This is a genomic window from Prevotella sp. P3-92 (assembly GCF_002251205.1).
Lineage (GTDB): Bacteria > Bacteroidota > Bacteroidia > Bacteroidales > Bacteroidaceae > Prevotella.
Genome location: NZ_NPJE01000016.1, coordinates 98,008 through 121,736, shown reverse-complemented (window position 1 = coordinate 121,736; position 23,729 = coordinate 98,008). Strand labels below are relative to the sequence as shown.

Annotated in this window: 23 protein-coding genes; 5 read left to right on the top strand and 18 right to left on the bottom strand. The window is 46.7% G+C overall.

The window, feature by feature from the left end; genetic code table 11:
• Positions 1 to 33 precede the first annotated feature (33 nt).
• The 3 genes from serS to CIK93_RS02425 are packed head-to-tail and all read left to right on the top strand — an operon-like array spanning position 34 to position 4,117.
• Positions 34 to 1,350 (top strand): serine--tRNA ligase, encoded by a 1,317-nt coding sequence (serS, locus tag CIK93_RS02435; protein WP_094439641.1) that lies wholly within the window; start codon positions 34 to 36, stop codon positions 1,348 to 1,350.
• Between the two features lie 42 nt (positions 1,351 to 1,392).
• Entirely contained in the window at positions 1,393 to 3,744 is a 2,352-nt protein-coding gene (locus tag CIK93_RS02430; RefSeq protein ID WP_094433996.1) for a bifunctional dihydroorotate dehydrogenase B NAD binding subunit/NADPH-dependent glutamate synthase, read from the top strand.
• Between the two features lie 4 nt (positions 3,745 to 3,748).
• Entirely contained in the window at positions 3,749 to 4,117 is a 369-nt protein-coding gene (locus tag CIK93_RS02425) for a DMT family protein (protein WP_094390414.1), read from the top strand.
• A gap of 935 nt (positions 4,118 to 5,052) precedes the next feature.
• Here CIK93_RS02425 and rsxA read toward each other — a convergent pair.
• The 7 genes from rsxA to CIK93_RS02390 are packed head-to-tail and all read right to left on the bottom strand — an operon-like array spanning position 5,053 to position 10,666.
• Complete coding sequence (gene rsxA, locus CIK93_RS02420; RefSeq protein ID WP_094390412.1) at positions 5,053 to 5,655, bottom strand: electron transport complex subunit RsxA; 603 nt, start codon at positions 5,653 to 5,655, stop codon at positions 5,053 to 5,055.
• Positions 5,656 to 5,659: 4 nt separating this feature from the next.
• Positions 5,660 to 6,244: an electron transport complex subunit RsxE gene (rsxE, locus tag CIK93_RS02415; protein ID WP_094390411.1), complete on the bottom strand. Its 585-nt coding sequence runs from the start codon at positions 6,242 to 6,244 to the stop codon at positions 5,660 to 5,662.
• Between the two features lie 6 nt (positions 6,245 to 6,250).
• The gene (locus CIK93_RS02410) at positions 6,251 to 6,898 is read right to left on the bottom strand and encodes an RnfABCDGE type electron transport complex subunit G (protein ID WP_094446466.1); all 648 of its coding nucleotides are present in this window, start codon (positions 6,896 to 6,898) and stop codon (positions 6,251 to 6,253) included.
• A complete protein-coding gene (locus CIK93_RS02405) occupies positions 6,895 to 7,887 on the bottom strand; it encodes an RnfABCDGE type electron transport complex subunit D (RefSeq protein ID WP_094390409.1) in 993 nt (330 codons plus the stop codon). Before CIK93_RS02405 ends, CIK93_RS02410 begins: the two co-directional genes overlap by 4 nt.
• 41 nt (positions 7,888 to 7,928) lie before the next feature.
• Positions 7,929 to 9,296, bottom strand: coding sequence for an electron transport complex subunit RsxC (gene rsxC, locus CIK93_RS02400; RefSeq protein WP_094446465.1), 1,368 nt, complete (start codon positions 9,294 to 9,296; stop codon positions 7,929 to 7,931).
• Entirely contained in the window at positions 9,293 to 10,225 is a 933-nt protein-coding gene (locus tag CIK93_RS02395) for a Fe-S cluster domain-containing protein (protein ID WP_094439649.1), read from the bottom strand. Before CIK93_RS02395 ends, rsxC begins: the two co-directional genes overlap by 4 nt.
• A 24-nt stretch (positions 10,226 to 10,249) precedes the next feature.
• Positions 10,250 to 10,666, bottom strand: coding sequence for a SoxR reducing system RseC family protein (locus tag CIK93_RS02390; protein ID WP_094446464.1), 417 nt, complete (start codon positions 10,664 to 10,666; stop codon positions 10,250 to 10,252).
• A gap of 150 nt (positions 10,667 to 10,816) precedes the next feature.
• Here CIK93_RS02390 and CIK93_RS02385 point away from each other — a divergent pair, with 150 nt between their 5' ends.
• On the top strand, positions 10,817 to 11,254 hold the full coding sequence (locus CIK93_RS02385) for a hypothetical protein (protein WP_094390405.1): 438 nt from the start codon (positions 10,817 to 10,819) through the stop codon (positions 11,252 to 11,254).
• 15 nt (positions 11,255 to 11,269) lie between these two features.
• Here CIK93_RS02385 and CIK93_RS02380 read toward each other — a convergent pair whose 3' ends face one another.
• A complete protein-coding gene (locus CIK93_RS02380; protein WP_094390404.1) occupies positions 11,270 to 12,175 on the bottom strand; it encodes a glucosaminidase domain-containing protein in 906 nt (301 codons plus the stop codon).
• A 73-nt stretch (positions 12,176 to 12,248) separates the two neighbouring features.
• Between CIK93_RS02380 and CIK93_RS02375 the strand changes: the two genes are divergently transcribed.
• On the top strand, positions 12,249 to 12,722 hold the full coding sequence (locus CIK93_RS02375) for a cytidine deaminase (RefSeq protein WP_094390403.1): 474 nt from the start codon (positions 12,249 to 12,251) through the stop codon (positions 12,720 to 12,722).
• A 35-nt stretch (positions 12,723 to 12,757) separates the two neighbouring features.
• Here the strand turns inward: CIK93_RS02375 and CIK93_RS02370 are convergent, their stop codons facing one another.
• From CIK93_RS02370 to CIK93_RS02325, 10 genes are all read right to left on the bottom strand, one after another.
• Positions 12,758 to 14,014 carry a right-handed parallel beta-helix repeat-containing protein gene (locus CIK93_RS02370; protein ID WP_144007570.1) on the bottom strand — a complete coding sequence of 419 codons (1,257 nt, stop codon included), beginning with the start codon at positions 14,012 to 14,014 and terminating at the stop codon, positions 12,758 to 12,760.
• A 138-nt stretch (positions 14,015 to 14,152) separates the two neighbouring features.
• Positions 14,153 to 14,710 (bottom strand): NADH peroxidase, encoded by a 558-nt coding sequence (locus CIK93_RS02365; protein WP_094390401.1) that lies wholly within the window; start codon positions 14,708 to 14,710, stop codon positions 14,153 to 14,155.
• An 88-nt stretch (positions 14,711 to 14,798) separates the two neighbouring features.
• On the bottom strand, positions 14,799 to 15,722 hold the full coding sequence (locus CIK93_RS02360) for a rhamnogalacturonan acetylesterase (protein ID WP_254046713.1): 924 nt from the start codon (positions 15,720 to 15,722) through the stop codon (positions 14,799 to 14,801).
• 24 nt (positions 15,723 to 15,746) lie between these two features.
• Positions 15,747 to 17,111 (bottom strand): histidine--tRNA ligase, encoded by a 1,365-nt coding sequence (hisS, locus tag CIK93_RS02355; protein ID WP_094390400.1) that lies wholly within the window; start codon positions 17,109 to 17,111, stop codon positions 15,747 to 15,749.
• A complete protein-coding gene (locus tag CIK93_RS02350; RefSeq protein ID WP_094390399.1) occupies positions 17,112 to 18,383 on the bottom strand; it encodes an adenylosuccinate synthase in 1,272 nt (423 codons plus the stop codon).
• Positions 18,384 to 18,392: 9 nt separating this feature from the next.
• Positions 18,393 to 18,878: a Fur family transcriptional regulator gene (locus CIK93_RS02345; RefSeq protein WP_094446462.1), complete on the bottom strand. Its 486-nt coding sequence runs from the start codon at positions 18,876 to 18,878 to the stop codon at positions 18,393 to 18,395.
• A gap of 62 nt (positions 18,879 to 18,940) precedes the next feature.
• Positions 18,941 to 19,564 carry a DNA alkylation repair protein gene (locus tag CIK93_RS02340; RefSeq protein WP_254046712.1) on the bottom strand — a complete coding sequence of 208 codons (624 nt, stop codon included), beginning with the start codon at positions 19,562 to 19,564 and terminating at the stop codon, positions 18,941 to 18,943.
• A gap of 20 nt (positions 19,565 to 19,584) precedes the next feature.
• The gene (locus CIK93_RS02335) at positions 19,585 to 21,528 is read right to left on the bottom strand and encodes a dihydrofolate reductase (RefSeq protein ID WP_094390396.1); all 1,944 of its coding nucleotides are present in this window, start codon (positions 21,526 to 21,528) and stop codon (positions 19,585 to 19,587) included.
• Entirely contained in the window at positions 21,525 to 21,989 is a 465-nt protein-coding gene (locus CIK93_RS02330; RefSeq protein ID WP_094390395.1) for an AraC family transcriptional regulator, read from the bottom strand. The genes CIK93_RS02335 and CIK93_RS02330 overlap by 4 nt, the downstream gene beginning before the upstream one ends.
• Positions 21,990 to 22,315: 326 nt before the next feature.
• Positions 22,316 to 23,647, bottom strand: a complete 1,332-nt coding sequence (locus tag CIK93_RS02325) for a YihY/virulence factor BrkB family protein (protein ID WP_094446460.1) — start codon at positions 23,645 to 23,647, stop codon at positions 22,316 to 22,318.
• Positions 23,648 to 23,729 lie beyond the last annotated feature (82 nt).

Here is a 23,729-nt window from a genome sequence, read left to right as displayed (position 1 = left end):
AAAAAAGAAAAAAATTCATAAACACACATAATTATGCTTACACTTAAACTCATCAACGAGGAAACAGAACACGTCATCAGCGGACTGGAGAAGAAACAGTTCAAAGGTGCACGCGAGGCCATCGAAGAAGTATTGGCCGTGGACAAGAAACGCCGTGAGACCCAGCAGCAGTTGGACAAAAATCTAAGCGAACAGAAACAGCAGGCTGGACAGATTGGCAAACTGATGAAGGAAGGAAAACGCGAAGAGGCGGAAGCTATCAAGAAAGAAGTGGCTGCCATGAAAGAGTCCTCTAAACAACTGGAACAGCAGATGGGTGAAGCACAGGAAACCCTGGTAAAACTGCTCTGTCAGATACCAAACATCCCTTACGATGAAGTGCCCGAAGGAAAAGGCGCAGAAGACAACCATGTGGTAAAGAGCAATCAGAAGGAATGCGACGGAACAGATACCGTGGGAACATGGACTGCCAACCCCAAAAACGATGAAGCAAAAGTGCCCCACTGGGAACTTGCCAAAAAATACAACCTCATCGACTTTGACCTCGGTGTGAAGATTACCGGTGCCGGATTTCCCGTTTATATTGGTAAAGGTGCACGCCTGCAGCGCGCCCTCATCAACTTCTTCCTTGACGAGGCACGCAAGAGCGGATACACCGAAGTCATGCCACCTACCGTGGTCAACGCTGCTTCTGGATACGGAACTGGACAGCTGCCCGACAAAGAGGGACAGATGTACCACTGCGAGGTAGATGATTTCTATCTCATCCCTACTGCCGAAGTGCCCGTGACCAATATCTACCGTGATGTCATTCTCGACGAGTCGCAACTTCCTATCAAAAACTGTGCCTACACTGAGTGCTTCCGTCGCGAGGCTGGATCATATGGTAAAGACGTGCGTGGACTGAACAGACTGCATGAGTTCTCAAAAATTGAACTCGTACGCATCGACAAGCCCGAACACTCAAAACAGAGTCATAAGGAAATGCTCGATCACGTAGAGGGACTGCTCAAAAAACTCGAACTCCCCTACCGCATCCTCTTGCTCTGCGGAGGCGACCAGTCATTCACCTCTTCCATCTGCTATGATTTCGAGGTTTATTCTGAAGCACAGGGGCGCTGGCTCGAAGTATCGTCAGTTTCCAATTTCGATACCTATCAGGCCAACCGTCTGAAATGCCGCTATCGTCGTGCCGACAACAAGAAGATCGAGCTCTGCCACACTCTCAACGGTTCGGCTCTCGCACTCCCACGTATCGTGGCTGCCATTCTCGAAAACAATCAGACTGAGAAGGGCATTGTCATTCCAAAGGCACTCGTACCATACACTGGCTTCGACATCATCGACTAAACAGAAGCCTCATACTAAACAAAAACAATACAAGCCAACATCATGAACAAAATCGTAAGGAAAGAGCAATTCTCTGAGAAGGTATTTCTCTTCGAGATAGAAGCTCCCCTGATTGCCAAAAGCCGTAAGGCTGGCAACTTTGTCATCGTGCGTATCGGTGAGAATGGTGAGCGCATGCCGTTGACCATTGCCGGTGCCGACATTGCCAAAGGCACCATCACACTCGTCGTACAGCAAGTAGGTCTATCATCAAAAAAGCTTTGCATGCTCAATGAGGGTGACTATATTACCGACGTGGTAGGACCACTGGGCAACCCCACACGCATCGAAAACTACGGCACCGTCGTCTGTGCTGGAGGTGGACTCGGTGTGGCTCCTATGCTGCCCATCATCCAGGCACTCAAAGCTGCCGGAAACCGCGTATTGTCAGTCATGGCAGGCCGCTCTAAAGACCTCATCATTCTGGAAGACAAAGTGCGTGAAAGCAGCGACGAAGTGATCATCATGACCGACGATGGCAGCTATGGCGAGAAAGGCGTGGTGACCATTGGTATTGAGAAATTCGTAGAACAGGAACACATCGATAAGGTGTTTGCCATCGGACCTCCTATCATGATGAAATTCTCAAACCTCACCGCACAGAAGCACAATATTCCTTGCGAGGTGTCACTCAATACCATCATGGTGGATGGTACAGGTATGTGTGGTGCCTGTCGCCTGAGCATCGGTGGTAAAACCAAGTTTGTCTGCATCGACGGACCTGAATTTGACGGTGCACTCGTTGATTGGGATGAGATGTTCAAGCGCATGGGTACTTTCAAAGAGGCTGAGCAGGAAGAGCTGCAACACTTTGAAGAACACCTCAACGCATGCAAGAAATGCGACAAGCAGAAGAAAAACACCGACGTGGAGATGGACGTAGAGCCTACCGACGAACCCATGGAAGTGCTTATCGACCGCAATGCACCATGGCGAGATGAACTCCGCAAGAGCATGAAACCCAAAGAGCGTACTCAGATTGAGCGCGTGAAGATGCCAGAACTCGACCCTGTCTATCGTGCAACAACACGTACCGAAGAGGTCAACATCGGCCTCACCAAGACCATGGCGATGACCGAGGCCAAACGCTGTCTGGACTGCGCAAAACCCACCTGTGTGGAAGGCTGTCCTGTAAACATCAACATCCCTTCGTTCATTAAAAATATAGAGCGCGGACAGTTCCTTGCAGCTGCAAAGGTGCTGAAAAACACCTCTGCCCTACCTGCTGTCTGCGGACGTGTATGTCCACAGGAGAAACAGTGTGAGAGCAAATGTATCCACCTGAAGATGAACGAACCTGCAGTAGCCATCGGCTATCTGGAGCGCTTCGCGGCCGATTATGAGCGCGAGAGCGGCAATAGCAGTCTTCCTGAAATTGCTCCCGCCAACGGCATAAAGATTGCCGTAGTAGGATCAGGTCCTGCCGGACTCTCCTTTGCTGGCGATATGGTTAAGAAAGGCTATGAGGTCCATGTCTTTGAGGCGCTACACGAGATTGGCGGTGTACTCAAATATGGTATTCCCGAATTCCGACTCCCCAACCGCATCGTTGATGTAGAGATAGAAAACCTCTCGAAGATGGGCGTCAATTTCCAGACCGACGTCATCGTGGGAAAGACAATCAGCGTAGAACAACTTGAAGCAGAGGGCTTCAAGGGAATCTTCGTGGGATCGGGCGCTGGACTGCCTAACTTCATGGGCATTCCTGGAGAAAACGCTATCAACATCATGTCGAGCAACGAATACCTGACTCGTGTCAACCTCATGGATGCTGCAAACCCCAATACTGACACTCCCATCAACTTCGGTAAGAATGTATTGGTGGTAGGTGGAGGAAACACCGCCATGGACTCTTGCCGAACCGCTAAACGACTGGGAGGAAACGTAACCCTCGTCTATCGCCGCAGCGAACAGGAAATGCCTGCCCGTCTGGAAGAGGTGAAGCACGCCAAGGAGGAAGGTATCAACTTCCTGACCCTCCACAATCCTATTGAGTATCTGACCGATGACAAGGGAGCCGTCAAGGCTGCCGTTCTTCAAGTGATGGAGTTGGGCGAACCAGATGCTTCAGGACGCCGCTCTCCTGTTGCTGTAGAAGGAAAGACTGTCACCCTTGATGTCGATCAGGTCATTGTAGCAGTAGGTGTATCTCCCAATCCATTGGTTCCCAAATCCATTGCCGGACTGGAACTCGGTCGTAAGAACACGATCGTTGTCAATGAAGGTATGCAGTCTGCCCGTGAGGAAATCTTCGCAGGTGGTGACATCGTGCGCGGTGGCGCAACAGTCATCCTCGCCATGGGTGACGGACGTCGTGCAGCAGCCCACATGGACGAATATCTGAAAAAGCAGTAATCGAATGAACGGAATATATACCGTATGTCTGTTGCTGTTAAGCAACATCTTCATGACCTTCGCATGGTATGGACATCTGCGATTACAGCAGACTGGAACAAGTAGCAATTGGCCTCTCATCGGGGTCATTGCTTTTTCTTGGGTCATAGCCTTCTTCGAGTATTGCTGTCAGGTACCTGCCAACCGCATTGGTTTCGAGGGTAACGGTGGGCCATTCTCGCTGGTACAGTTGAAGGTCATCCAAGAGTGTATCTCGCTGATTGTCTTCGCTGTGATTGCCAATGTGATGTTTCAAGGACAAGAGCTCCACTGGAACCATTGTCTGGCTTTCCTCTGTCTCATAGCCGCAGTCTATCTCGTATTCATGAAATGATTACACAACCAAACTAAAACCCGAAACTTCCGAACGTAAGGAACGAAGTTAAACTCGTTAGAGTTTGGGGCATGGTGAGAAACGAAGGATGAAATTGATATGGATTTCGTCCTTCGTTTTTTTAATCACATACGCCTCACAAATATACTTTTGCATGTATAATATATTTACCATTTTATATTTCTCTTTTCATTACATTACATTTCGCAGAACTCCCTTACCTTAGTTTTATAAGAACAAAACCATGAATATCTTTGGGAAGATTTGCCTAATTAGAACAATAAAATTAGCTTTTCAAAAACTGTAATACTGTAATGCGACATTTTTAAAGGTGCAAAAAAAAATATCTTCTCTTTTTATGGATACAGCGCCTAACATCATACCCATGATCTTACCACAGGTTCAAGCCCAATAAAAGTATAGCACTCCACCAAACTTCCTTATATTCAGCAACATACAATAACTACCAAGATTTACACTCCAAAATTAGGCTTTGTAGCGCATTGATACACAGCGAAATGTAACAAGGTGACGGACATTTCTATCACAAGTGGCGAAAAATGGGTGAACCTATTGCTTTTCTTTGTACCTTTGCACTGGCGTCCAAGATAGGCGGCACCTCGGAAATGAAAAGAAAAACGAGTTTCTCTTTTACATTCCACTCGGTTTGCACTATCTTTGCACTGCGATTCAAGAGAGAATCACTCATCGCACTGAACATTCCGTCCGCACACAGACGTGGGCAACTCCTCAGTAAGTCACCAGTGAATCCGCATTAAATCCCAGAATCAGGCGGGCGACGATGGGACAAAATGGGAGGAACATGGGAACTGAAAAGGTGAAAGGCCAACGATGTAGGAATGAAAAGGTGCGAAAAAAATGGAGGCGTGACAATGACTTTGACACACCTCCCAGTATAATGAAAATCTGATAAATCAGTCGAGACCGAACAACAGTCGCAAGCCGCCGTCAACTCCAGAGAAGCCCATGAAGGCAAGACTCAACAGACCTGCTGACAACATGACGATAGCCATGCCACGCATACCCTTGGGGATGGATGAGAGTTCCATCTGCTCGCGCATTCCGGCAAACACGGTCAATGCCAAGCCAAAACCGAGGGCTGTAGAGAACGCATAGACTACCGACTGGAGCAATGAGAAGTCTTTCTGAATGACGAGGATTGCCACACCAAGTACTGCACAGTTGGTGGTGATAAGAGGCAGGAAAATACCTAATGCCTGATAGAGCGCTGGCGACACCTTCTTGAGAATAATCTCCACCATCTGCACCAGAGCGGCAATGACGAGGATGAAGGCTATGGTCTGAAGATAAGCCAAACCGAAGACGTCGAGCACATAATGCTGTACAAGCCAAGTAACGATGGTGGCGAGAGTCAGCACAAAGGCTACTGCGGCAGACATGCCGAGCGAGGTATCTACTTTCTTTGAAACGCCAAGAAACGGACAGATGCCGAGAAACTGTGACAACACGATGTTGTTCACAAAAATGGCGGAGATAAATATCAATATATATTCCATAACATTATGCCTTCTTTAGTTTGTTTACAATAGCCACAAGGAAACCGAGAGTGATGAAGGCTCCTGGAGGCAATACGAAAAGTAGGATATTGTAGGTCTCGGGCAAGAGTTGCAGACCAAATACGGAACCAGAGCCTAACAGTTCACGGCAAACGCCAAGCAGTGTCAGACCGATGGTGAAGCCCAGTCCGATGCCGATACCATCAAAAAGCGACGCTACGGGCGAGTTCTTTGCAGCAAAGGCTTCCGCTCTACCGAGGATGATACAGTTGACGACAATCAAGGGAATGAAGAGTCCGAGAGAGGCGTCGATTTCAGGCAGATAGGCCTTGATAATCATCTGGAGAATGGTAACAAACGCTGCAATCACTACAATGAAAACAGGGATGCGCACCATGTCGGGGGTGACTTTCTTGATGCAACTGATCACAAAATTGGTGCAGATGAGCACCGCCATGGTTGCCAGTCCCATTGACATACCGTTGATAGCGGAAGTGGTCGTGGCGAGTGTAGGACACATACCCAACATCAAGACGAAGGTTGGGTTTTCCTTCACGATTCCATTTTTTATTATACTCAGATAACTCATAACGTATTACTTTTCATTGGTTTGTTGAGTGGCTCCGGTCTGCGCATCGGCAGAGGCTCCATTCTGGATGTTCTTACTGTTCTGCATATAAGCGGAATAGGCATTGTTGACAGCCTTGAGGAAGGCACGACTTGTGATGGTAGAAGCTGTAATCGCATCCACATCACCACCATCCTTCGATACGGTGAGCGGGGTGATAGGGTTCTTACCAATGATGTTACCCTTTTCGCCCTTCTGGAACCACTTATCGGCCTTGGCGCCCAGTCCTGGGGTTTCAGCGTGTTCCAAGAGTGTATAGCCCAAGATAGTGCCAGCCTCGTCAAAGCCTACCAGTACCTTGAGGTCGCCACCGAAGCCACCTGTAGTACTCTCTACGGCAGCGCCATAGGGTTGACCGTTGTTTTCAATAGTGTAAATAACAAATAGCTGTTCCTTTCCCTTGCTATCAGTCTGAGACAAGGTATCGGTTTCAGCAACGACAAAATTGTCTATTCCCATGACCGCCTTGATACCGTCAGCGAGGGCTTTCTCTTTCTGTTGTGCTATGGGTTTACTCGTGATGTCGTTGACAGCAGCGAGAATGCCTCCCATGATGACCGTAACGGCTGTGAGCACGAGGGTCATATTGAGCAATGATGATTCTAATTTCTTCATTTGGCTACCTCCCCGAAACGTTTAGGTTTAACATAATTGTTGATGAGGGGTGTGAAGGCATTCATGATAAGAATGGCAAACGACATACCTTCAGGATAGGCGCCCCAGTTACGGATGATGACGGTTAGTGCACCGATTGCCACACCGTAGATGAGTTGTCCGCGATGAGTCATCGGCGAAGTCACATAGTCGGTAGCCATGAAGATGGCACCAAGCATCAGACCGCCACTGAGTACTACTGAAACGGGATCGGCATAGACAGGATTAACCACGTGCATCAATCCGGCAAGAACAAATACCGTGACGATAATGCTCACGGGAATGTGCCAAGTGATGATTTTCTTCCACAGCATATAAGCAAGTCCGAGCAGCAGGGCAAGGGCACAGATTTCACCCATGGCACCTGCTCCGTCAGGATGATTGCCGAGGAAGAGCGACAAGGAGTCTGGCAGACGGTCGAGCACAGAAGCATCACCACTCTTGATAGCCTGTTTCATGATAGACAGCGGTGTGGCGCCGGTCTCTGCATCGAGATAGGCAAAGGTCTGTCCTACCTTAGGCCATGTGGTCATCTGCGCAGGGAAAGCTACCAACAGGGCTGCACGTCCTACGAGTGCAGGATTGAACAGATTGTTACCCAGTCCTCCGAATGGCATTTTTGCAAAACCGATGGCGAAAAGGGCACCGATAATGATGATCCACAACGGAAGGTTGGACGGAAGGTTAAAGGCAAGGAGCAATCCGGTGAGCACGGCAGAACCGTCGCATACGGTGGTGCGCTCATTACGGAGCATGTATTTGTTGATGGCCCACTCGAAGAGTACACATGCTGCAACACTTGTTGCAGTCACGATGACAGATCCTATGCCGAAGAACCAAAACGAAGCCACCAAAGCAGGCAACAGGGCGATGATGACGCCATACATGTTGCGCTCGACGGTATCAGTTCCATGAGCATGGGGCGATAATGAAACGATGAGTTTTCCCATTGTATTTTCGATATTTATATTTTAAATAATGTGTCTTTTGATTATTTCTTGGCCTGACGGCTGCGGATGATTCCCATGACGGTCTGCTTACCCAAGCGGATGTTATCAAGCAGCGGACGATGGGCGGGACAGGTAAACTGGCACGATCCACATTCAATGCAGCTGACAATGTCTTCGGACTCGCAACGTTCCCAATTGCTCACAGCAGAAAGTTTGGCAAGCAGATAGGGTTCGAGGCCCATCGGACAAGCACTCACACACTTGGCGCATCGGATACAGGGCTGTGGTTCTTTACGTACAGCATCCTCACCAGAGAGGATGGTCACCGAGTTAGTACCCTTGCACACAGGAACATCTGTGGAGGTCATAGCTTTACCCATCATAGGACCGCCTGCGAGCACCTTAGAATCTTCTTCTGGCATTCCACCGCACACGGCAATGAGGTCTTTCATAGGCGTTCCCATACGCACCAGATAGTTGCCTGGCTGACGCAACTTCTTACCAGTCACGGTTGTGTAGCGTTCAAACAGAGGTTTGTGTTTCATCACTGCCTCATAGACAGCAAAGGCTGTTCCTACATTCTGCACAATGGCGCCAACATTGACGGGTATGGCAGGAGGTGCGGGCACCTGACGGTTGATAACAGCATCAACGAGCTGTTTCTCACCACCCTGTGGGTAGCGCTGCTTCAAGGGTACTACTTCTACCTCATAGGCAGAACCGCCAAACTTCTTGGCACACTTATCAGCAAGGAGTTCAATGGCCTGAGGCTTGTTGGTCTCAATACCAATATAACCACGGGTAACCTTGGCAGCCTTCATGAGCAGTTCGAGACCAACGAGAATCTCGTCTGATTTCTCAAGCATAAGACGATAATCTGCGGTGATGTATGGTTCACACTCCACTGCGTTGATAATGACACACTCAGCCTTGGCTGTGGGAGGCGGACAAAGCTTAATAAAGGTAGGGAATCCTGCACCACCCATTCCAGTGACGCCAGCCACCTTGATGCGATTGACAATCTCTTCTGGGGTGAGTTCGGGATGTTCCTCTACGGTTTCGAGTTTGTTAGAGCGGTCGATACTCTCCTCCCACTCGTCACCATCTACATTGATGATGATGGCAGGTTTACGGTAACCAGTAGCATCTACGGCAGTGTCAATTTTCAACACGGTACCGCTTACCGATGAATAAATAGGTGCTGAGACGAAACCGCCTGCTTCAGCAATCATCGTGCCGACCTTCACCTTGTCGCCTTTGGCAACAACAGGTTTGGCAGGAGCACCAATATGTTGCGAGAGTGGGAAAATAGCTTGAACCGGTAATGCTGCTACCTGAGTTGTCGCATCGTTGCTGAGTTTGTTTTCCTCTGGATGTATTCCTCCTATACTGAATGTTCTGATTTTCATGCTTGTTCCTCCTCTTGTTTGGTTGTCGTACTGGCCTTTGGCTGTGCGACAGGTTTCACTGCCGAAAGAGTAGCTTCAGTCTGCACCTCTGCCTTAGGTTTAGGGGCAGGGAAATTAACAGCCTTGATGGCGTGTGTAGGACACACTGCCACGCACTTGCGGCACAGACGACACTTGGTATAATCAATATACGATACGTTGTTCTCTACAGTAATGGCGCCAAACGGACACTCCTTGGCACACTTGCCACAGCCTATGCAGGCAGCCTTACAGGCCTTCATGGCAACGGCACCCTTGTCTTTGTTGACACACTCCACATAGACGCGACGGCCCTTAACACCTTTCTTGCGCAACTCAATGACGTGGCGCGGACAAGCCTTGGCACAGGCTCCACAAGCTGTACAGCGGTCTTCATCCACTTCTGGAAGACCTGTTTCGGGATTCATGTGGATCGCGTCAAACTGGCAAGCAGACACACAGTCGCCACAACCGAGACAGCCGAAGCCGCAACCGGTCTCACCGGCTCCACAGGCATTCATTGCCGCGCAACTGCGAAGGCCGTCATAGGACACAACCTTCTGGCGTAACTCGCAAGTACCGCCACAGCGAACTACTGCCACCATAGGGTCGCCATTGGCAATGGCCATTCCCAAAAGGTCTGCCACCTTGCCCATCACTTCCTGTCCACCAACGGGACAGCTGATGCCGTCGAGACTTCCTGCATCAGCACCTTTGACCAGAGCATCGGCCAAGGCACTACATCCGGCAAAGCCGCAACCACCACAGTTAGCACCGGGCAACAATGCTGCAACCTGCGAGATACGAGGATCCTCATAGACAGCGAATTTCTTCGAGCAGACATACAATACCAAGGCCGCCACCAAACCGATAGCGCCCAATACTGCCACTGCAATCATCATAAAATTCATAATAGCTTTTTTATTTGTTTTAGTTTAATGCTTTTCTATTCCGAAAGTCAACTGCCGGCGCATACGATGGCGCAACAGATAGAGTACACCATAATAAGGCAACAGCGACAGCAAAGATGCTACAGCTGCAATACCCTCATGACCAACAGTCTCCATCAACACAATCAGCACAGTCACCATCAATACAAACGGTATGGCAAAAGCCCATAACAACGCACGCGATGCTACAGCAGCAGTGGCCCACACCACTACACTATCACCCTTTTCAAAGGACGAAGCAGAAGAGGTGAACACTTCTATCATTTTCTCCTTAGATTCAGAGGCATGGCAGAAAGAGGCTGCCTGACAAGCTGCACACGCAGAAATCTGCATGATACGCACCTTTACAGCGTGTGGACCAACACTTTCCACAACACCTTCGTGACGGATTCTTTTTTCCATTGAATTGCAATCTCGACTTTACAATGCAAAGATACTATAAAAATGCGAAATATATAACACGTCAGAAGAAATATTTTTATTTTTCTTCGTAATCGTTTGCAATTATCGGTACTTTTTCTTACTTTTGTACCATATAACATAAATATGACTATGAAAGCAAACGAGCAAACCCTACAACAGATTGAAAGGGCAATCAGAAAAGTGGCGGATAAATTTCCACCAGTTGAAGAACCCACCGTACTGACAGACATCCACTTACGCGTCAATCAAGAGACGGGCGAGCTGTTGGCATTTGATGATGACGACAACGAAATCACTCGTTGTGTAGTGGAACAATGGATAGATAACAAGGATGATAATTTCTACGATGAGGTGACGGCAGCATTGCGCAAGACCATTGCCAGCAAACGAGAAATGGTCAACCAAATGTCTATACTCAAGCCCTACTCTTTCGTACTGGAAGACGAAGAACGAGAGAATATTGCAGAACTCTACGTGGTAGATGACGACACCGTCATTATCGACAAGGAACTCATGGAAGGGCTGGACAAAGACCTAAACGACTTTCTCAACCAACTACTGGCGTAAGCCGCATCCACCTGCCTAACGCAGGTAAAGGCGGTCGCCCACTTCCAACTGGTAATCGGCAGGAAGGTGGTTGAGTTTATAGAGATACTTCAGACGGATTCCATACTTCTGGGAAATGGAATACATCGACTCACCCGGACGTACATAGTGCGCCCGGTTTTTATATTCTTTCGGTGCGTTACGACGCTTCTTTTGCAACCACACATAAGTGCCTTCCTCTAATTCTGCACCAACATAAAGTTCGTTGAAAGATGCTAACTTACGCGCAGAAACACCAACTTCCTTACCAATCAACGCAAACGTATCTCCTTTTTTAGCAACAACATAATAGTTTTTATTAAAGGAATGAATAGTATGCATCAATGAAGTAGGCTGATGGGTTTGATACTCATTATAACGGTTGTATTTGCGTGCTTCGTCGTACTGATAGAGTTTGTATAACTGGATGATATCTATCAGTTGAGCGGCGTAACGCGGATTGGTGGCATAGCCACACGACTTTAAGCCATGGGCCCAACCCTTGTAGTCTTTCAGGTTGAGTCGGAACAAGGAACTGTAACGGCGACTACTCACCAAAAAGACAGAATGGTCCTCATAACTGTCATAAACATTGTCATAAGCACGGAAACATTCATTGCGCTCATCATCATCGTGATAAGTGGTACGACCAGTCCAACCGTGACACTTAATGCCAAAATGGTTATTACCCTTACGAGCCAATTCACTATAACCTGCACCCGACTCCAACACTCCTTGTGCCAGCGTGATACTGGCGGGAATGCGATGTTTCTTCATCTGTTCGATGGCGAGATCCTTGTAGCGGTCGAAATATTCCTGATAGCGTGTGTTCCACTTGATCTGTGCCACAGACGTAAACGGCAACAGCAACAAGAGAGCCACTCCAATGCTTATTCGTCTCATGTGTGTTATTTTTCCTAATTATGTTGCAAAAATAAAGAAAAAATATTATATTTGCAACAAAATCCTATACATTATGAAAAAGATAACCTTGAATATTGACATTCAACTCGCTCAAATTGACGAATTGCCTGAAGAGGACCAGCAACTCGTCAAGATGGCGATAGAACAGACAGAGCATTCATACTCACCATATTCGCATTTCTCAGTTGGTGCTGCGCTACGGTTGGAGAATGGCATGACGGTGAGAGGATGCAATCAAGAAAATGCCGCCTTCTCTGTCACCATCTGTGCAGAACGATCGGCGCTGTTTGCTGCGGGGGCAGCCTTCCCCGATCAAGCCGTCACCACACTTGCCATTGCTGCAAGAAAAGAAAACCACGAACTATTGGAAGAACCAATCAGTCCATGTGGCACTTGCCGGCAAGCCATCATCGAGACGGAGACTCGCTTCAAACGCCCAGTCAGAATTTTGCTTTATGGTAAAAAACACATCTATGTGTTTGACAGCATCAAAGCATTAATGCCGTTATCATTTACTGAATACTAAACACCATGATGCCGCACGACACGAGAAAAATGGTATTAAGGTTCTGAACTTGTTGTTTTCTCACGAATGTCACCAATGCCGAGTTGATAGGCTGGCGAAGTGGGCAACAACGAGAAATCATAACTTTGAATAGTTTCATCCACAAGGCGGAAATGTGACTTTCCGCCTTTTTCGTCATCCGTCGCCTCCCATACTATATCAGTAAAGGTATCGCCCATCGAAGGTTGATCACTACGAATCATGCAATGGGAGAAATGAAGATCGGAACCTTCTGCACTAAATACTAAATCATCGTATCCTGTCATCAGCGAATGGGTGCAGGCTACAGAAGCTTTGATGGTTCGGAAGGCCTCACCACGATCAGCCGAGAAGGGATAGAACTGTGCAAAAGTACAATGGTCAGCTGTCACACTCCCACCCTTTGCCTCTAAACAGCATCCGCCAGCATTGGTCAGCCGGCAATGAGTCAAGGCGAGATGTGCTCCTTCTGAAAAGATACCTGATGCACTGCTGTTGTGAACAGATGTGCGCAAGAGTGTGGCTTCCGCATTCGAACCTAACTGGAGCGCATCGGTGGCATTGCGAATCACACAGTCGGTCCATTCACCTTTGGCATTGGGTGCCAAGACAATACCTTTCCATTGTCCGCTAACACGGTCGTAGGGCAAATCATCAAACATGGCATCGAGGCGGTCACCACGAAACAGGCATTCTGAAGCTTGAAGACTGCCTTCCACGTCAATGCCAGCACCATCATGAAAGAAAAGTTGCGCAGACCGAAGCGTCAGCTTGGCTCCCGTTGCAATATGCAATCCTTTCCGTATAATGATAGGACACGGACTATCCAGCGTAACATTTCCGTTAACATCCCACTGGTCGTGAATGTCAGCATCCCACTGATGAGCCCGCAAAGGAACCTTCTGTTGCTTTCCATGGGAAAGGTTGAACACCAGACAGTCGCCAATGGGTTGCACATCTGTTTGTCCACACTTGGGTGCGGTAAGTTCTACAAATACACAAAGGGAGTCACCCTTGCGGACTTCTACCCCATTTAGCTCCCCGTCAAGATATTCGCCATCAACATTGACGCGAAATCCCTGTGTGCCCTTTTCAAGGGCGACACGATTTATAAGAAGAGAGGCGTCACAACGGTTATAGACCCAAAAAGAATAGGTAGATGAAGGAATAGTACTGAACACCGTGTCCATCTTCAGAGTGTCAACGGAAAATGTCAACACATCAGTATTGGTAGTCGAATACTTCTCTTCATCGGAGCAAGCAGCAACCATCATAGCAAGGGTTATACAGAAAATAAATATCCGTTTCATCATTAGACAAAACGGATATTCATTATGTTTATTGTCATCCACAGCTAAAAATAATTTGTTGCCATGGAATCTTCCGAACTTTTGACAAGTCAGATGGAAATCTTATTTGCCAAAATATCTCTTCAGCAGTCCTGCGAAGCCTGCACCATGGCGAGCCTCATCTTTAGCCATTTCGTGTACGGTATCGTGGATAGCGTCAAAACCAGCTACCTTAGCATTCTTGGCAATACGGAACTTGTCCTCACAAGCTCCAGCCTCTGCAGCTGCACGCTTCTCCAGATTGGTCTTGGTATCCCAAACACACTCTCCAAGGAGCTCTGCAAACTTAGCAGCATGCTCAGCCTCTTCGAAAGCATAACGCTTGAAAGCCTCAGCAATTTCGGGATAGCCTTCACGGTCTGCCTGACGAGACATGGCAAGATACATTCCCACTTCTCCACACTCACCATTGAAATGGTTGCGCAGGTCTTGAATCATCTCTTCGCTCACACCTTCGGGTTTTCCATCTCCAATCTTATGAACTGTGGCATAAGTCATTTCTGCATCGTCTTTCAGTTCGGTAAACTTAGATGCAGGAGCCTTACAGATGGGGCACTTTTCAGGGGCAGCGTCGCCTTCGTAGATATATCCACAAACGGCACAAATAAACTTTTTCTTCATATTAGTATTCGTTTAGTTTTTTATTTGATTCAATGGCAAAGATACACATAAAAATTAAATCCCGCAAGAATATGCAGGATTTTATTTTTTAGTGTTTCGTTTTTTCCAAATTACATACATCGCCAGACGTACGGTAACGCGACAAGAGGGGAATCTCTTTGCAGAGTGCATCTGCCAGTCGCTGGGCTACCATGTGGGCACCATAGATATTGTAATGGGTGTTGTCCTGCCTACCTTGAGGGATGGCTGGATGTTCACCTGGCGCGTAAATCATGTGCAGTTTCTTAGAACCTTCCTCACCCAACGAATCTTCAAGCAGGTGGGTAATGCGGTTAGCATCTACGAAATGGACATTCATACGCTGCGCAACATCACGTGGTGCAACGATATAGAGACCATGAGTATCTACAAGTACGTGAGGGAGTTCGACGGCAGTTTCCTTCTTCTTGCGTTTAGCTTTCGCTGCGGAGGTAACCTTTCCTGTAGCCACCGTATTGCGCAGATTCTCATCGTCGATTTTCTGTCCAACAGGTTTTGCAGTCTGAGCCTGATCGGCAGGAAGCCAATTGCGTCGTACTACTGCATTCATCAGAATGGGGATTCCCCCTTTTTCACGCGTTTCTCTTACAAACTTTGCCAAGTTGTAATCGAAAGTAGAGCCTGGGTCTGTATGACGGTCGGCCTTAGGTTTCTCGTCGTTGTGACCAAATTGGATAATGACGTAGTCTCCTGGTTTGAGGAGCGACAATACTTTATCCCAGCGTTTCTCGTTGATAAAGCTCTTAGAAGAACGTCCGTTGACAGCATGGTTATCAACTCGTACAAAGGTAGAATCAAAATAACATTGCAGAGCCATTCCCCACCCTCTTTCCGGTGACCCTGTAGAAAGGTCTTTCTGTGCAGCCGTTGAATCACCTATGATAAATATGGTGGTCACATGGTCGGCTTGGAAGGCACATACCACGCAAAACATGACGGCAAGCATAAACCAACGTCCAATCTTTTTCATCATTCAACTTTTTTATCGGATTGACGTTCAAGCCTTAACGATAGTCACCAGTTCATCACCAGAAACCATCTGCTGTTCGCCTGTTATCATGTTCTTCAACGTCACCTTACCTTCGTTCATCTCGTTTTCTCCTGCAAGGACAACAAACGGAATCTGCTTGGCATTGGCATAGTTCATCTGCTTCTTCATCTTGGCAGCATCAGGAAACATTTCGGTACGAATACCTGCCTGACGAGCCTTAGTGACGAGGGGCAGACAATAGGCTGTTTCCTTTTCACCGAAATTGATGAAGAGGAGTTGTGTAGCGTTAATGGAATCTTTTGGATAGAGATCGAGTGTGTTGAGGACATCATAGATGCGGTCTGCTCCAAACGATATGCCGACACCGCTAAGTCCTGGCATTCCGAAGATGCCAGTAAGGTTATCGTAGCGTCCACCACCTGTAATACTACCAATCTGCACATCGAGAGCTTTGACTTCGAAGATGGCACCGGTATAATAGTTCAGGCCACGGGCAAGTGTCAGATCGAGCTGGATTTCGTTGTTCAGTCCGATTGTTTTGAGCGTTTCAAGAATATAGCGAGTTTCCTCTACACCTTTCAATCCTGTTTCGCTCTCAGCCAGAACACCAGCGATGGTATTGAGCTTCTCATCATTACTTCCTGTCAAGGAGATAATAGGTTGCAACTTTTCTATCTGTGCGTCGCTGAGTCCGTCTTGACGGAGTTCCTCATTCACATTGTCAATACCGATCTTGTCGAGTTTGTCAATGGCAACGGTAATGTCAACAATCTTATCGGCAGCACCGATTACTTCAGCAATTCCCGTGAGAATCTTACGGTTGTTGATCTTAATCTGAACACGGATACCGAAACGGCTGAATACCGTATCTACGATCTGCATCAGTTCCACCTCGTTGAGCAAAGAGTCGGAACCCACCACGTCAGCATCACATTGATAGAACTCACGATAACGGCCCTTCTGGGGACGGTCTGCGCGCCAAACGGGTTGAATCTGATAGCGCTTGAAAGGAAGTTGAAGTTCGTCGCGATGCATCACAACGTAACGTGCGAAAGGCACGGTAAGATCGTACCTCAATCCCTTTTCACACATTTTCGATGCCAAGTGGAGTGCATTACGCTCTGCGAGTTCTTCATCGCTTACCTTTGACAGGCAGTCACCACTATTCAGCACTTTGAAAAGCAGTTTGTCGCCCTCTTCGCCATATTTCCCCATGAGTGTTTGCAGCGTTTCCATGGCAGGGGTTTCAATCTGCTGGAATCCATAAAGTGCATAGACCTCACGGATGGTGTTGAAGATATAATTGCGCTTAGCCATCTCTATGGGAGAGAAGTCGCGCGTTCCCTTTGGAATATTTGGTTTCTGTGCCATTTATTTTCTTACGATGGTTTGTGCTCGGTCTGGACCGATTGAGATAATCTGAATGGGAGTCTCAAGTTGGGCTTCCAGGAATTTGATATAATCGTTGAATGCTTGTGGGAACTGCTCTTCGCTGGTAAACTGAGTCATGTCGGTTTTCCATCCTGGAAGTTCCTCATAGACCGGTTCAATATTTTCCTCAATATTATAGGGGAAATAGTCAATCTGCTGTCCATTCTGCTTATAGGCAACGCAAGCCTTGATGGTGTCAAATCCGTCGAGTACATCACTCTTCATCATGATAAGTTTAGTAACACCATTGACCATGATAGCATATTTCAAGGCAACAAGGTCAATCCATCCACAGCGGCGTTCACGACCGGTCACAGCACCATATTCGTGACCGAGGTCACGGATGCGCTTACCTGTTTCGTCAAAGAGTTCTGTGGGGAATGGTCCTGCTCCGACACGTGTGCAGTATGCTTTCATGATTCCAAATACATCTCCTATTTTGTTAGGACCGATACCGAGTCCGGTGCATGCTCCAGCACAAATGGTGTTAGAAGAAGTCACAAAGGGGTATGAGCCGAAATCCACATCAAGCATAGTGCCTTGAGCGCCTTCACAAAGTACGCTCTTGCCGCTCTTCAGCAGGTTGTTGATTTCATGTTCAGAATCGACGATATGGAACTGGCGAAGATAATCTATACCTTCCAGCCATTTCTTTTCCACTTCAGTAATGTCGTACTCGAAGTTCAAAGAACGGAGGATGGCTTCGTGGCGTGCCTTGCAAGCAGCATATTTCTCTTCAAAGTTTTCAAGGATGTCGCCTACACGGAGACCGTTACGTGATACTTTATCAGTATAGGTCGGTCCAATTCCCTTTCCTGTGGTTCCTACCTTATTCTTACCCTTTGCAGCCTCATAAGCGGCATCAAGAACACGGTGTGTAGGCATGATGAGGTGAGCCTTCTTTGAAATATGAAGACGGTTTTTCAGTTCATGACCACTGGCTTCAAGCGCCTTGGCTTCTTCCATGAACAAGTCTGGAGCGAGCACTACGCCATTGCCGATGATATTCACCTTTCCACCCTGGAAGATACCGGAGGGGATGCTGCGTAGCACATACTTCTGACCTTCGAACTCCAGCGTGTGACCAGCATTAGGACCACCTTGGAAACGTGCCACTACATCGTACTGTGGGGTCAATACATCGACCACCTTACCTTTACCTTCATCGCCCCACTGCAAACCAAGCAGGACGTCAACTTTACCTTGATTCATTGTTTCGGATTATTTTGATTTTTTATTTTCTTGTTTTTTCTTCTCCATCGTTAGTTTGGCCTGACAACTGCTACACACACCATAGATATATAATGTGTAACTGTCTTTTTTGAACCGTCGCAGCCGCATGGATTCGACTGCCTTCACGAGCGCTGTCGCCTTCACATCAGTCACTTTTCCACACAGGGTGCAAATCTGAAAGAACTGTCCACCTTTGTTGTATGCGGCACTATAAGTTACCTGTTTTTGGAAATGATGTTCTATTATAAGTCGCAGTTTGAGAAATAGCTTGATAGTATTGTAGAGTGTTGCCCTACTAACTGGGAATCTACGTTCTTCTGCGAGTCGTTTTCCAAGTTCATCGAGTGTGAAATATCCGTTCATAGCATAGACAGTTTCCAGAATAGCATATCGCTCAGGAGTCTTACGCCTGTTGTTCTGTGCCAGATAATTGTCTAAGATCTGCGTTACCGTTTCTTTCACGTTCTCTTTCATGACAGTTGCAGTTTAAAACCGCACAAAGTTACGACATTTTATCGAGATTATGCCTATATCGTTTAAAAAATGTCTATTTCTATTTGTTTTAATGCACTTTTGGCCAATCTTTCATAGACAAGTCCAAGGTCGGCAAAACGCGTCATCGTCTGAAGGGCAGCCTTCTTAACCGCCAGATTGTCACCTTGCAGGGCTACAAGTGCTTGGTCTATAAACTCGTTAATACCTCTTTCGTTAGGTTCTTGTCCCTTCATAAAAAGGCGGGTGAGCACATGGAAGCCACACAACTGGTAGAGTGGTTGTGGAGAGGCAATCCACTGGTAGGCTTTCTGTGCAGCAAATGGCAGATGCTGATAGAGGTTGAATGTGGCTTGTTCAGCAATTTCCTGGGTATGGGTCTGTTCCATCCAGATATCCACCACTTCAGCACATATTTCATCGGGAGGCATCAGCATGGTAGCTAAGATTTTACATTCCCTCACGTCAGCTTTCCACAATTCAATGGCGAGGTCGTAATCCTGTCCTATTTCTGCGGCCTTTTCTTTCAGCATAAGGATTGACGCTCCCCAATTGAGTTTATAGTCAGAGCCTTTGTCGCGCATCGACTGGGCAGTCTGTCCGTCCATAATCAATCGGAACGACTGTTTGATTTCGCGAACTTTATCTATTACTTGTTGTTTTTCCACTTGTCTTTATTTTGATGAACTCATATCAGCGTACCGTAGTCACTACTGTATCGTAGCATCTGTTGGGCGTAGCCTTCACTATAGTCAATCTCAATATGATCTATCTCCCCGTCAGCCCCTAACACAGGGTTGAGTATGGGATTGATGAATCCTTTATAAGGGGCCAACCCCAGTTGCTGGTAACGTTCGAGTATTTCACGATGAAGTGTGGGTTCGACTTTCACACCATATTGCTCCACCAATTGTCTGGCTGCCTCATAATCGCCCTCGCTCTTGATGCGTTGTACTTCGGCAAGCAGTTGTGCGAAAAGTTGGCGAAGCTGTGGGTAATCGGTGATACGTACGTATGTTTTTCCGTTGCACTTCTCAAGACTGATTGCATCGCCTTTCTCATAACACCACCTGGCTATGAGTGCCCTGTTGCGCATGTGAGCCTCTTCTATCTGCTGTCCGGGCTGGATACGGATGAGTTGCGTAAGCAGTCCGTTGAGCACATAACTGTAATACTGGGCTTTATAAGCCTCATCATCGGGAAGAAGTCCGAGTTCTATCAATTTCTTGTCGGCTATATAATAAAGTCCGAACAAGTCGGCGCGTGCTTCTTCTATAGTACTGCCGTAAGCCTTGAGTGCATCGGGATCTGTATGGGGTAAGAGTTGTCCACTTCCGTGTCCGAGACATTCATGAAGGTCTGTATGCAGTTCGTCGCAACGGTCTCCATACTTTTTGATGAGGTCAAGAGTTGCTTTGTCAACAACAAATTCCTCTTTGAATCCATTGCCCAGCGATGCTTTATTGTAAGCATCAGTAATATTGGTAATGGTAACACTCTTGCTGCCGTATTGTGCTCTAATCCAATCGGCATTAGGTAGGTTGATGCCAATGGCGGTTGAGGGATATTCATCGCCGCCAAGCATGGCAGCACAGATAGCCTTTGCCATGACGCCTTTCACCTTCGGCTTGCGGAATTGCGGATCCACGGGCGAGTGATCTTCAAACCATTGTGCATTGTCGCTTATGAGTTTGGTGCGACGTGTGGCTTCCTTGTCTGTATATTCCACAATACCTTCCCATGAACCTTTCAGGCCGAGCGGATCGCCATAGACCTCAATAAATCCGTTGACATAGTCGATGTCGCCTTCGTGACATTTCACCCACTTGATACAGTAGTCGTTGAAATCTTGCAGATTACCACTCTTATAATACTGTATAAGGGCTGTTGTCACCTCTTCCTGCTGTGGGGTTTCTGCCACATCCTTGGCTTTTTCAAGCCAATAGACGATCTGTTTGATAGCCTTACCGTATTTCCCGTCAGCACACCATGTCTGCTCCTCTATTCCTTGTGGAGTTTTCACAAGAGTGGAATTAAGTCCAAAAGAAGGAGGTTGCTGACCTTTATAATCGCGTTTCTGCGCATGATAGAAGTCTTCCACTTCCGTCTGCGTCAAACCTTGGTAGTAGTTGCATGCTGAGGTTGTGACAAGGTCTGCACCGTCAGCCTGATTGACTCGTTTGGGCAGAATTTCAGGATTAAAAATCACGGGAAACAATTCATCGCACAACTGTCCGACCGTTTCCCCTTCACATAACGGCAAAGAGGTTAAATCTATCTGTTCCAAAACTTGACGCAAATAACATTCGTCAAATTCCGGAATCATTTTTTCTGTGCCGTAGTGGTGATAAATTCCGCTTGAAAACCACACCCGCTTGAGATAAACTTCCAAAGCCCGGAAATTATCATTATCGCGATCTATCCTATCGGAGGTATAGACAGCTTCCAGCATTTTGCGTATGCGAAGATTATATCGTCCAAACTGGTCGAATGTAATATCGCGTCCGTAGAGTGTTGCTTGCGAAAGATAATAGACATACAGCTGTTGACGCTTGCTGAGTTGCTCAAAACCATTCAGTCGGTAGCGCAACAGCTGTATGTCTGCGAAGTGTTCGTCTTCGTATTGGATCATTTCGACGATCTGTCTTTCTTCTGATTCTCCACTTTCTGAGAGGGGTGTTGTTCAAGGAACTTCACACGATACTCTCTTGGCGACATATTCATGATGCGATAGAAAGAGGCATAGAATGACTGACGGTTAGAGAATCCTACCATGTCGCTGATTTGCTCCATGGTGAGCTTCTGATAACGTCGGTCAACCATGAGTGACATGGCCTCGTCGATTCTGTACTTGTTAACAAAGCAAGAGTAATTGGTATGGAACTTCACGTTGATGACTGCTGACACATAACGTGTGTTTGTTCCAAGGTCCATTGCCAGTTGTTTGGCAGAATACTCTTTGTCCTTGTACTTTTCCTGAATTACAATAATGCGAAGGATTTTTTCTTTCAGAGTGTCCATCATTTCAGGATTAACTAGGCTCCGATACTTCGCCTCGTGTTCTTTTTTTTCTGTGATATTATACTTAGCCATAACTGTAAATGTAATAGCGGTTATTATTTAGCTACAAAATTAGCATATTTTTTTCAGACAGCACAACTTTTTTCATAAATATTTAACAACTTTGTGCAATTTTTAAGATTTTACATCAAATCCCTTTTTCACAACAAGCGCGTGAATCTCCAGTCTTTAAAAACATACTATATTATTATTCAGATACTTATATCGTTTTTATTGAAGCAAAAACCTGTTGTTTATAAAATTTTAAAAAATTACGTTATTAATTACCTTTCTTTTCAAACATTCTTTTCTTTAGCAGACAAGCACTTCGAAAGTTTCTGCTTTCAGACTCGCCTGCTCTACTGAACTTTTGCCAGGTCTTCCAACGGAATATTGCGCAATTGATGCAGGTACTCCGTATGAATTTCCAAAGTTTTACTCCATTGTTCCGTGAAGAGTGCGCTGACATCAAGTTCTATCTTCCAAGTGCCTACACTCTCCAAATGGTCAACCATAGTGCCTACCGTCATGCTACGCAAGTCATGGGCTGGAATAAAGGAAGATGTCTCACCCTTTTCGTCGGCAGATACCTCCAGCAGCAATTTGGCATCAATCAACTTATAAAGCAAATCGTTGACAATACGTATGGGCAAACGGGTGCGCTTACGCAAGTCGAGAGCGGTCAAAGGCTGACCTCCTTGTTTGAAGCGTTGCGCCACACAACTCATCAACAGAGCACACATCATGACTCGGTAACGATAACTTATTTCGCCTGTATTGGCATCATAATCATAATAATCGAGATTCTGATTCGTATAACAGAGTTCTACGCCAAAAAGACAGATGGTCCAGGAAATCTGCAACCAGAGCATAAACAAAGGTAAGGCTGCAAAAGAACCATAGATGGCATTATAACTCGACAGAAACATTTGAGCATGAATATAGAAGATCTGCACGCCCTGCATCGCAATACCTGCAAGAATACCTGGCACGACGGCACACATTGGTTTTACATGCGTATTGGGCATAAAGATATAAAAGGCGATAAAGAGGCCCGACATCAATACATACGGCACCATGTCTATCAGAAACCTTACCACAGGAGTCAACAACATGAAATCATCCATCTCGTTGACCATAGTCGCCATAAAGATTGACAATCCAGAGGTCAGGACAATAAGGATGGGAAAACAGAAGAACATGGCAAGATAATCCGTAAAGGTACGGAAAATGGTGCGTGGTTTCTTCACCTGCCAAATCTCATTAAATGCCTGTTCCACATTACTCACCAGCATCAAAACGGTATAGAGCATGAACAGCAGGCCAATACCAAGGAAAATGCCGCTTTTCGTATGTACCAAATAGCTGTTTACAAAGCCTATGATAACCTCGGCTGCCTGTGGCTGGGACTGCAAAGCATCACGAAACCACACCTCAATATATTTATTATATCCAAAACCACGGGCAATGGCAAAGACCACTGCCAGGATAGGCACAATAGCCAACAGAGACGAATAAGTCAGCGCCGCCGCCTTATTCACCACGCGTTTGGCTGTAAAGAAGCGAATGGCGAGTACGAGTTTCTTAAGGATCTCTATCATAATCCACTTGAACGGAGTCGTATCGTCTTCGTTCAATTGCCATAGTCCGTAACGGAAAAAACCGATTATATGTCTAATTTGCTCTTTCATATTGTTTGAACTGCAAAGATAAGAAAAATATATTATAATTCCCAACAAAGGCGCTGATATTTTCAAGCTATCGGCTTATTCT

Bases quoted from the DNA above. Each gene is read 5' to 3' on its own strand.
- CIK93_RS02430 (WP_094433996.1), top strand. From the start codon at position 1,393: ATGAACAAAATCGTAAGGAAAGAGCAATTCTCTGAGAAGGTATTTCTC.
- CIK93_RS02375 (WP_094390403.1), top strand. From the start codon at position 12,249: ATGAAAAAGATAACCTTGAATATTGACATTCAACTCGCTCAAATTGAC.
- CIK93_RS02410 (WP_094446466.1), bottom strand. From the start codon at position 6,898: ATGAAGAAATTAGAATCATCATTGCTCAATATGACCCTCGTGCTCACA.
- CIK93_RS02370 (WP_144007570.1), bottom strand. From the start codon at position 14,014: ATGATGGTTGCTGCTTGCTCCGATGAAGAGAAGTATTCGACTACCAAT.
- CIK93_RS02350 (WP_094390399.1), bottom strand. From the start codon at position 18,383: ATGAATCAAGGTAAAGTTGACGTCCTGCTTGGTTTGCAGTGGGGCGAT.
- CIK93_RS02425 (WP_094390414.1), top strand. From the start codon at position 3,749: ATGAACGGAATATATACCGTATGTCTGTTGCTGTTAAGCAACATCTTC.
- CIK93_RS02380 (WP_094390404.1), bottom strand. From the start codon at position 12,175: ATGAGACGAATAAGCATTGGAGTGGCTCTCTTGTTGCTGTTGCCGTTT.
- hisS (WP_094390400.1), bottom strand. From the start codon at position 17,111: ATGGCACAGAAACCAAATATTCCAAAGGGAACGCGCGACTTCTCTCCC.
- CIK93_RS02330 (WP_094390395.1), bottom strand. From the start codon at position 21,989: ATGGCTAAGTATAATATCACAGAAAAAAAAGAACACGAGGCGAAGTAT.
- CIK93_RS02335 (WP_094390396.1), bottom strand. From the start codon at position 21,528: ATGATCCAATACGAAGACGAACACTTCGCAGACATACAGCTGTTGCGC.
- rsxE (WP_094390411.1), bottom strand. From the start codon at position 6,244: ATGAGTTATCTGAGTATAATAAAAAATGGAATCGTGAAGGAAAACCCA.
- CIK93_RS02395 (WP_094439649.1), bottom strand. From the start codon at position 10,225: ATGAATTTTATGATGATTGCAGTGGCAGTATTGGGCGCTATCGGTTTG.
- rsxC (WP_094446465.1), bottom strand. From the start codon at position 9,296: ATGAAAATCAGAACATTCAGTATAGGAGGAATACATCCAGAGGAAAAC.
- CIK93_RS02390 (WP_094446464.1), bottom strand. From the start codon at position 10,666: ATGGAAAAAAGAATCCGTCACGAAGGTGTTGTGGAAAGTGTTGGTCCA.
- CIK93_RS02360 (WP_254046713.1), bottom strand. From the start codon at position 15,722: ATGATGAAAAAGATTGGACGTTGGTTTATGCTTGCCGTCATGTTTTGC.
- CIK93_RS02345 (WP_094446462.1), bottom strand. From the start codon at position 18,878: ATGAAAGAGAACGTGAAAGAAACGGTAACGCAGATCTTAGACAATTAT.
- serS (WP_094439641.1), top strand. From the start codon at position 34: ATGCTTACACTTAAACTCATCAACGAGGAAACAGAACACGTCATCAGC.
- CIK93_RS02365 (WP_094390401.1), bottom strand. From the start codon at position 14,710: ATGAAGAAAAAGTTTATTTGTGCCGTTTGTGGATATATCTACGAAGGC.
- CIK93_RS02405 (WP_094390409.1), bottom strand. From the start codon at position 7,887: ATGGGAAAACTCATCGTTTCATTATCGCCCCATGCTCATGGAACTGAT.
- CIK93_RS02385 (WP_094390405.1), top strand. From the start codon at position 10,817: ATGAAAGCAAACGAGCAAACCCTACAACAGATTGAAAGGGCAATCAGA.
- rsxA (WP_094390412.1), bottom strand. From the start codon at position 5,655: ATGGAATATATATTGATATTTATCTCCGCCATTTTTGTGAACAACATC.
- CIK93_RS02325 (WP_094446460.1), bottom strand. From the start codon at position 23,647: ATGAAAGAGCAAATTAGACATATAATCGGTTTTTTCCGTTACGGACTA.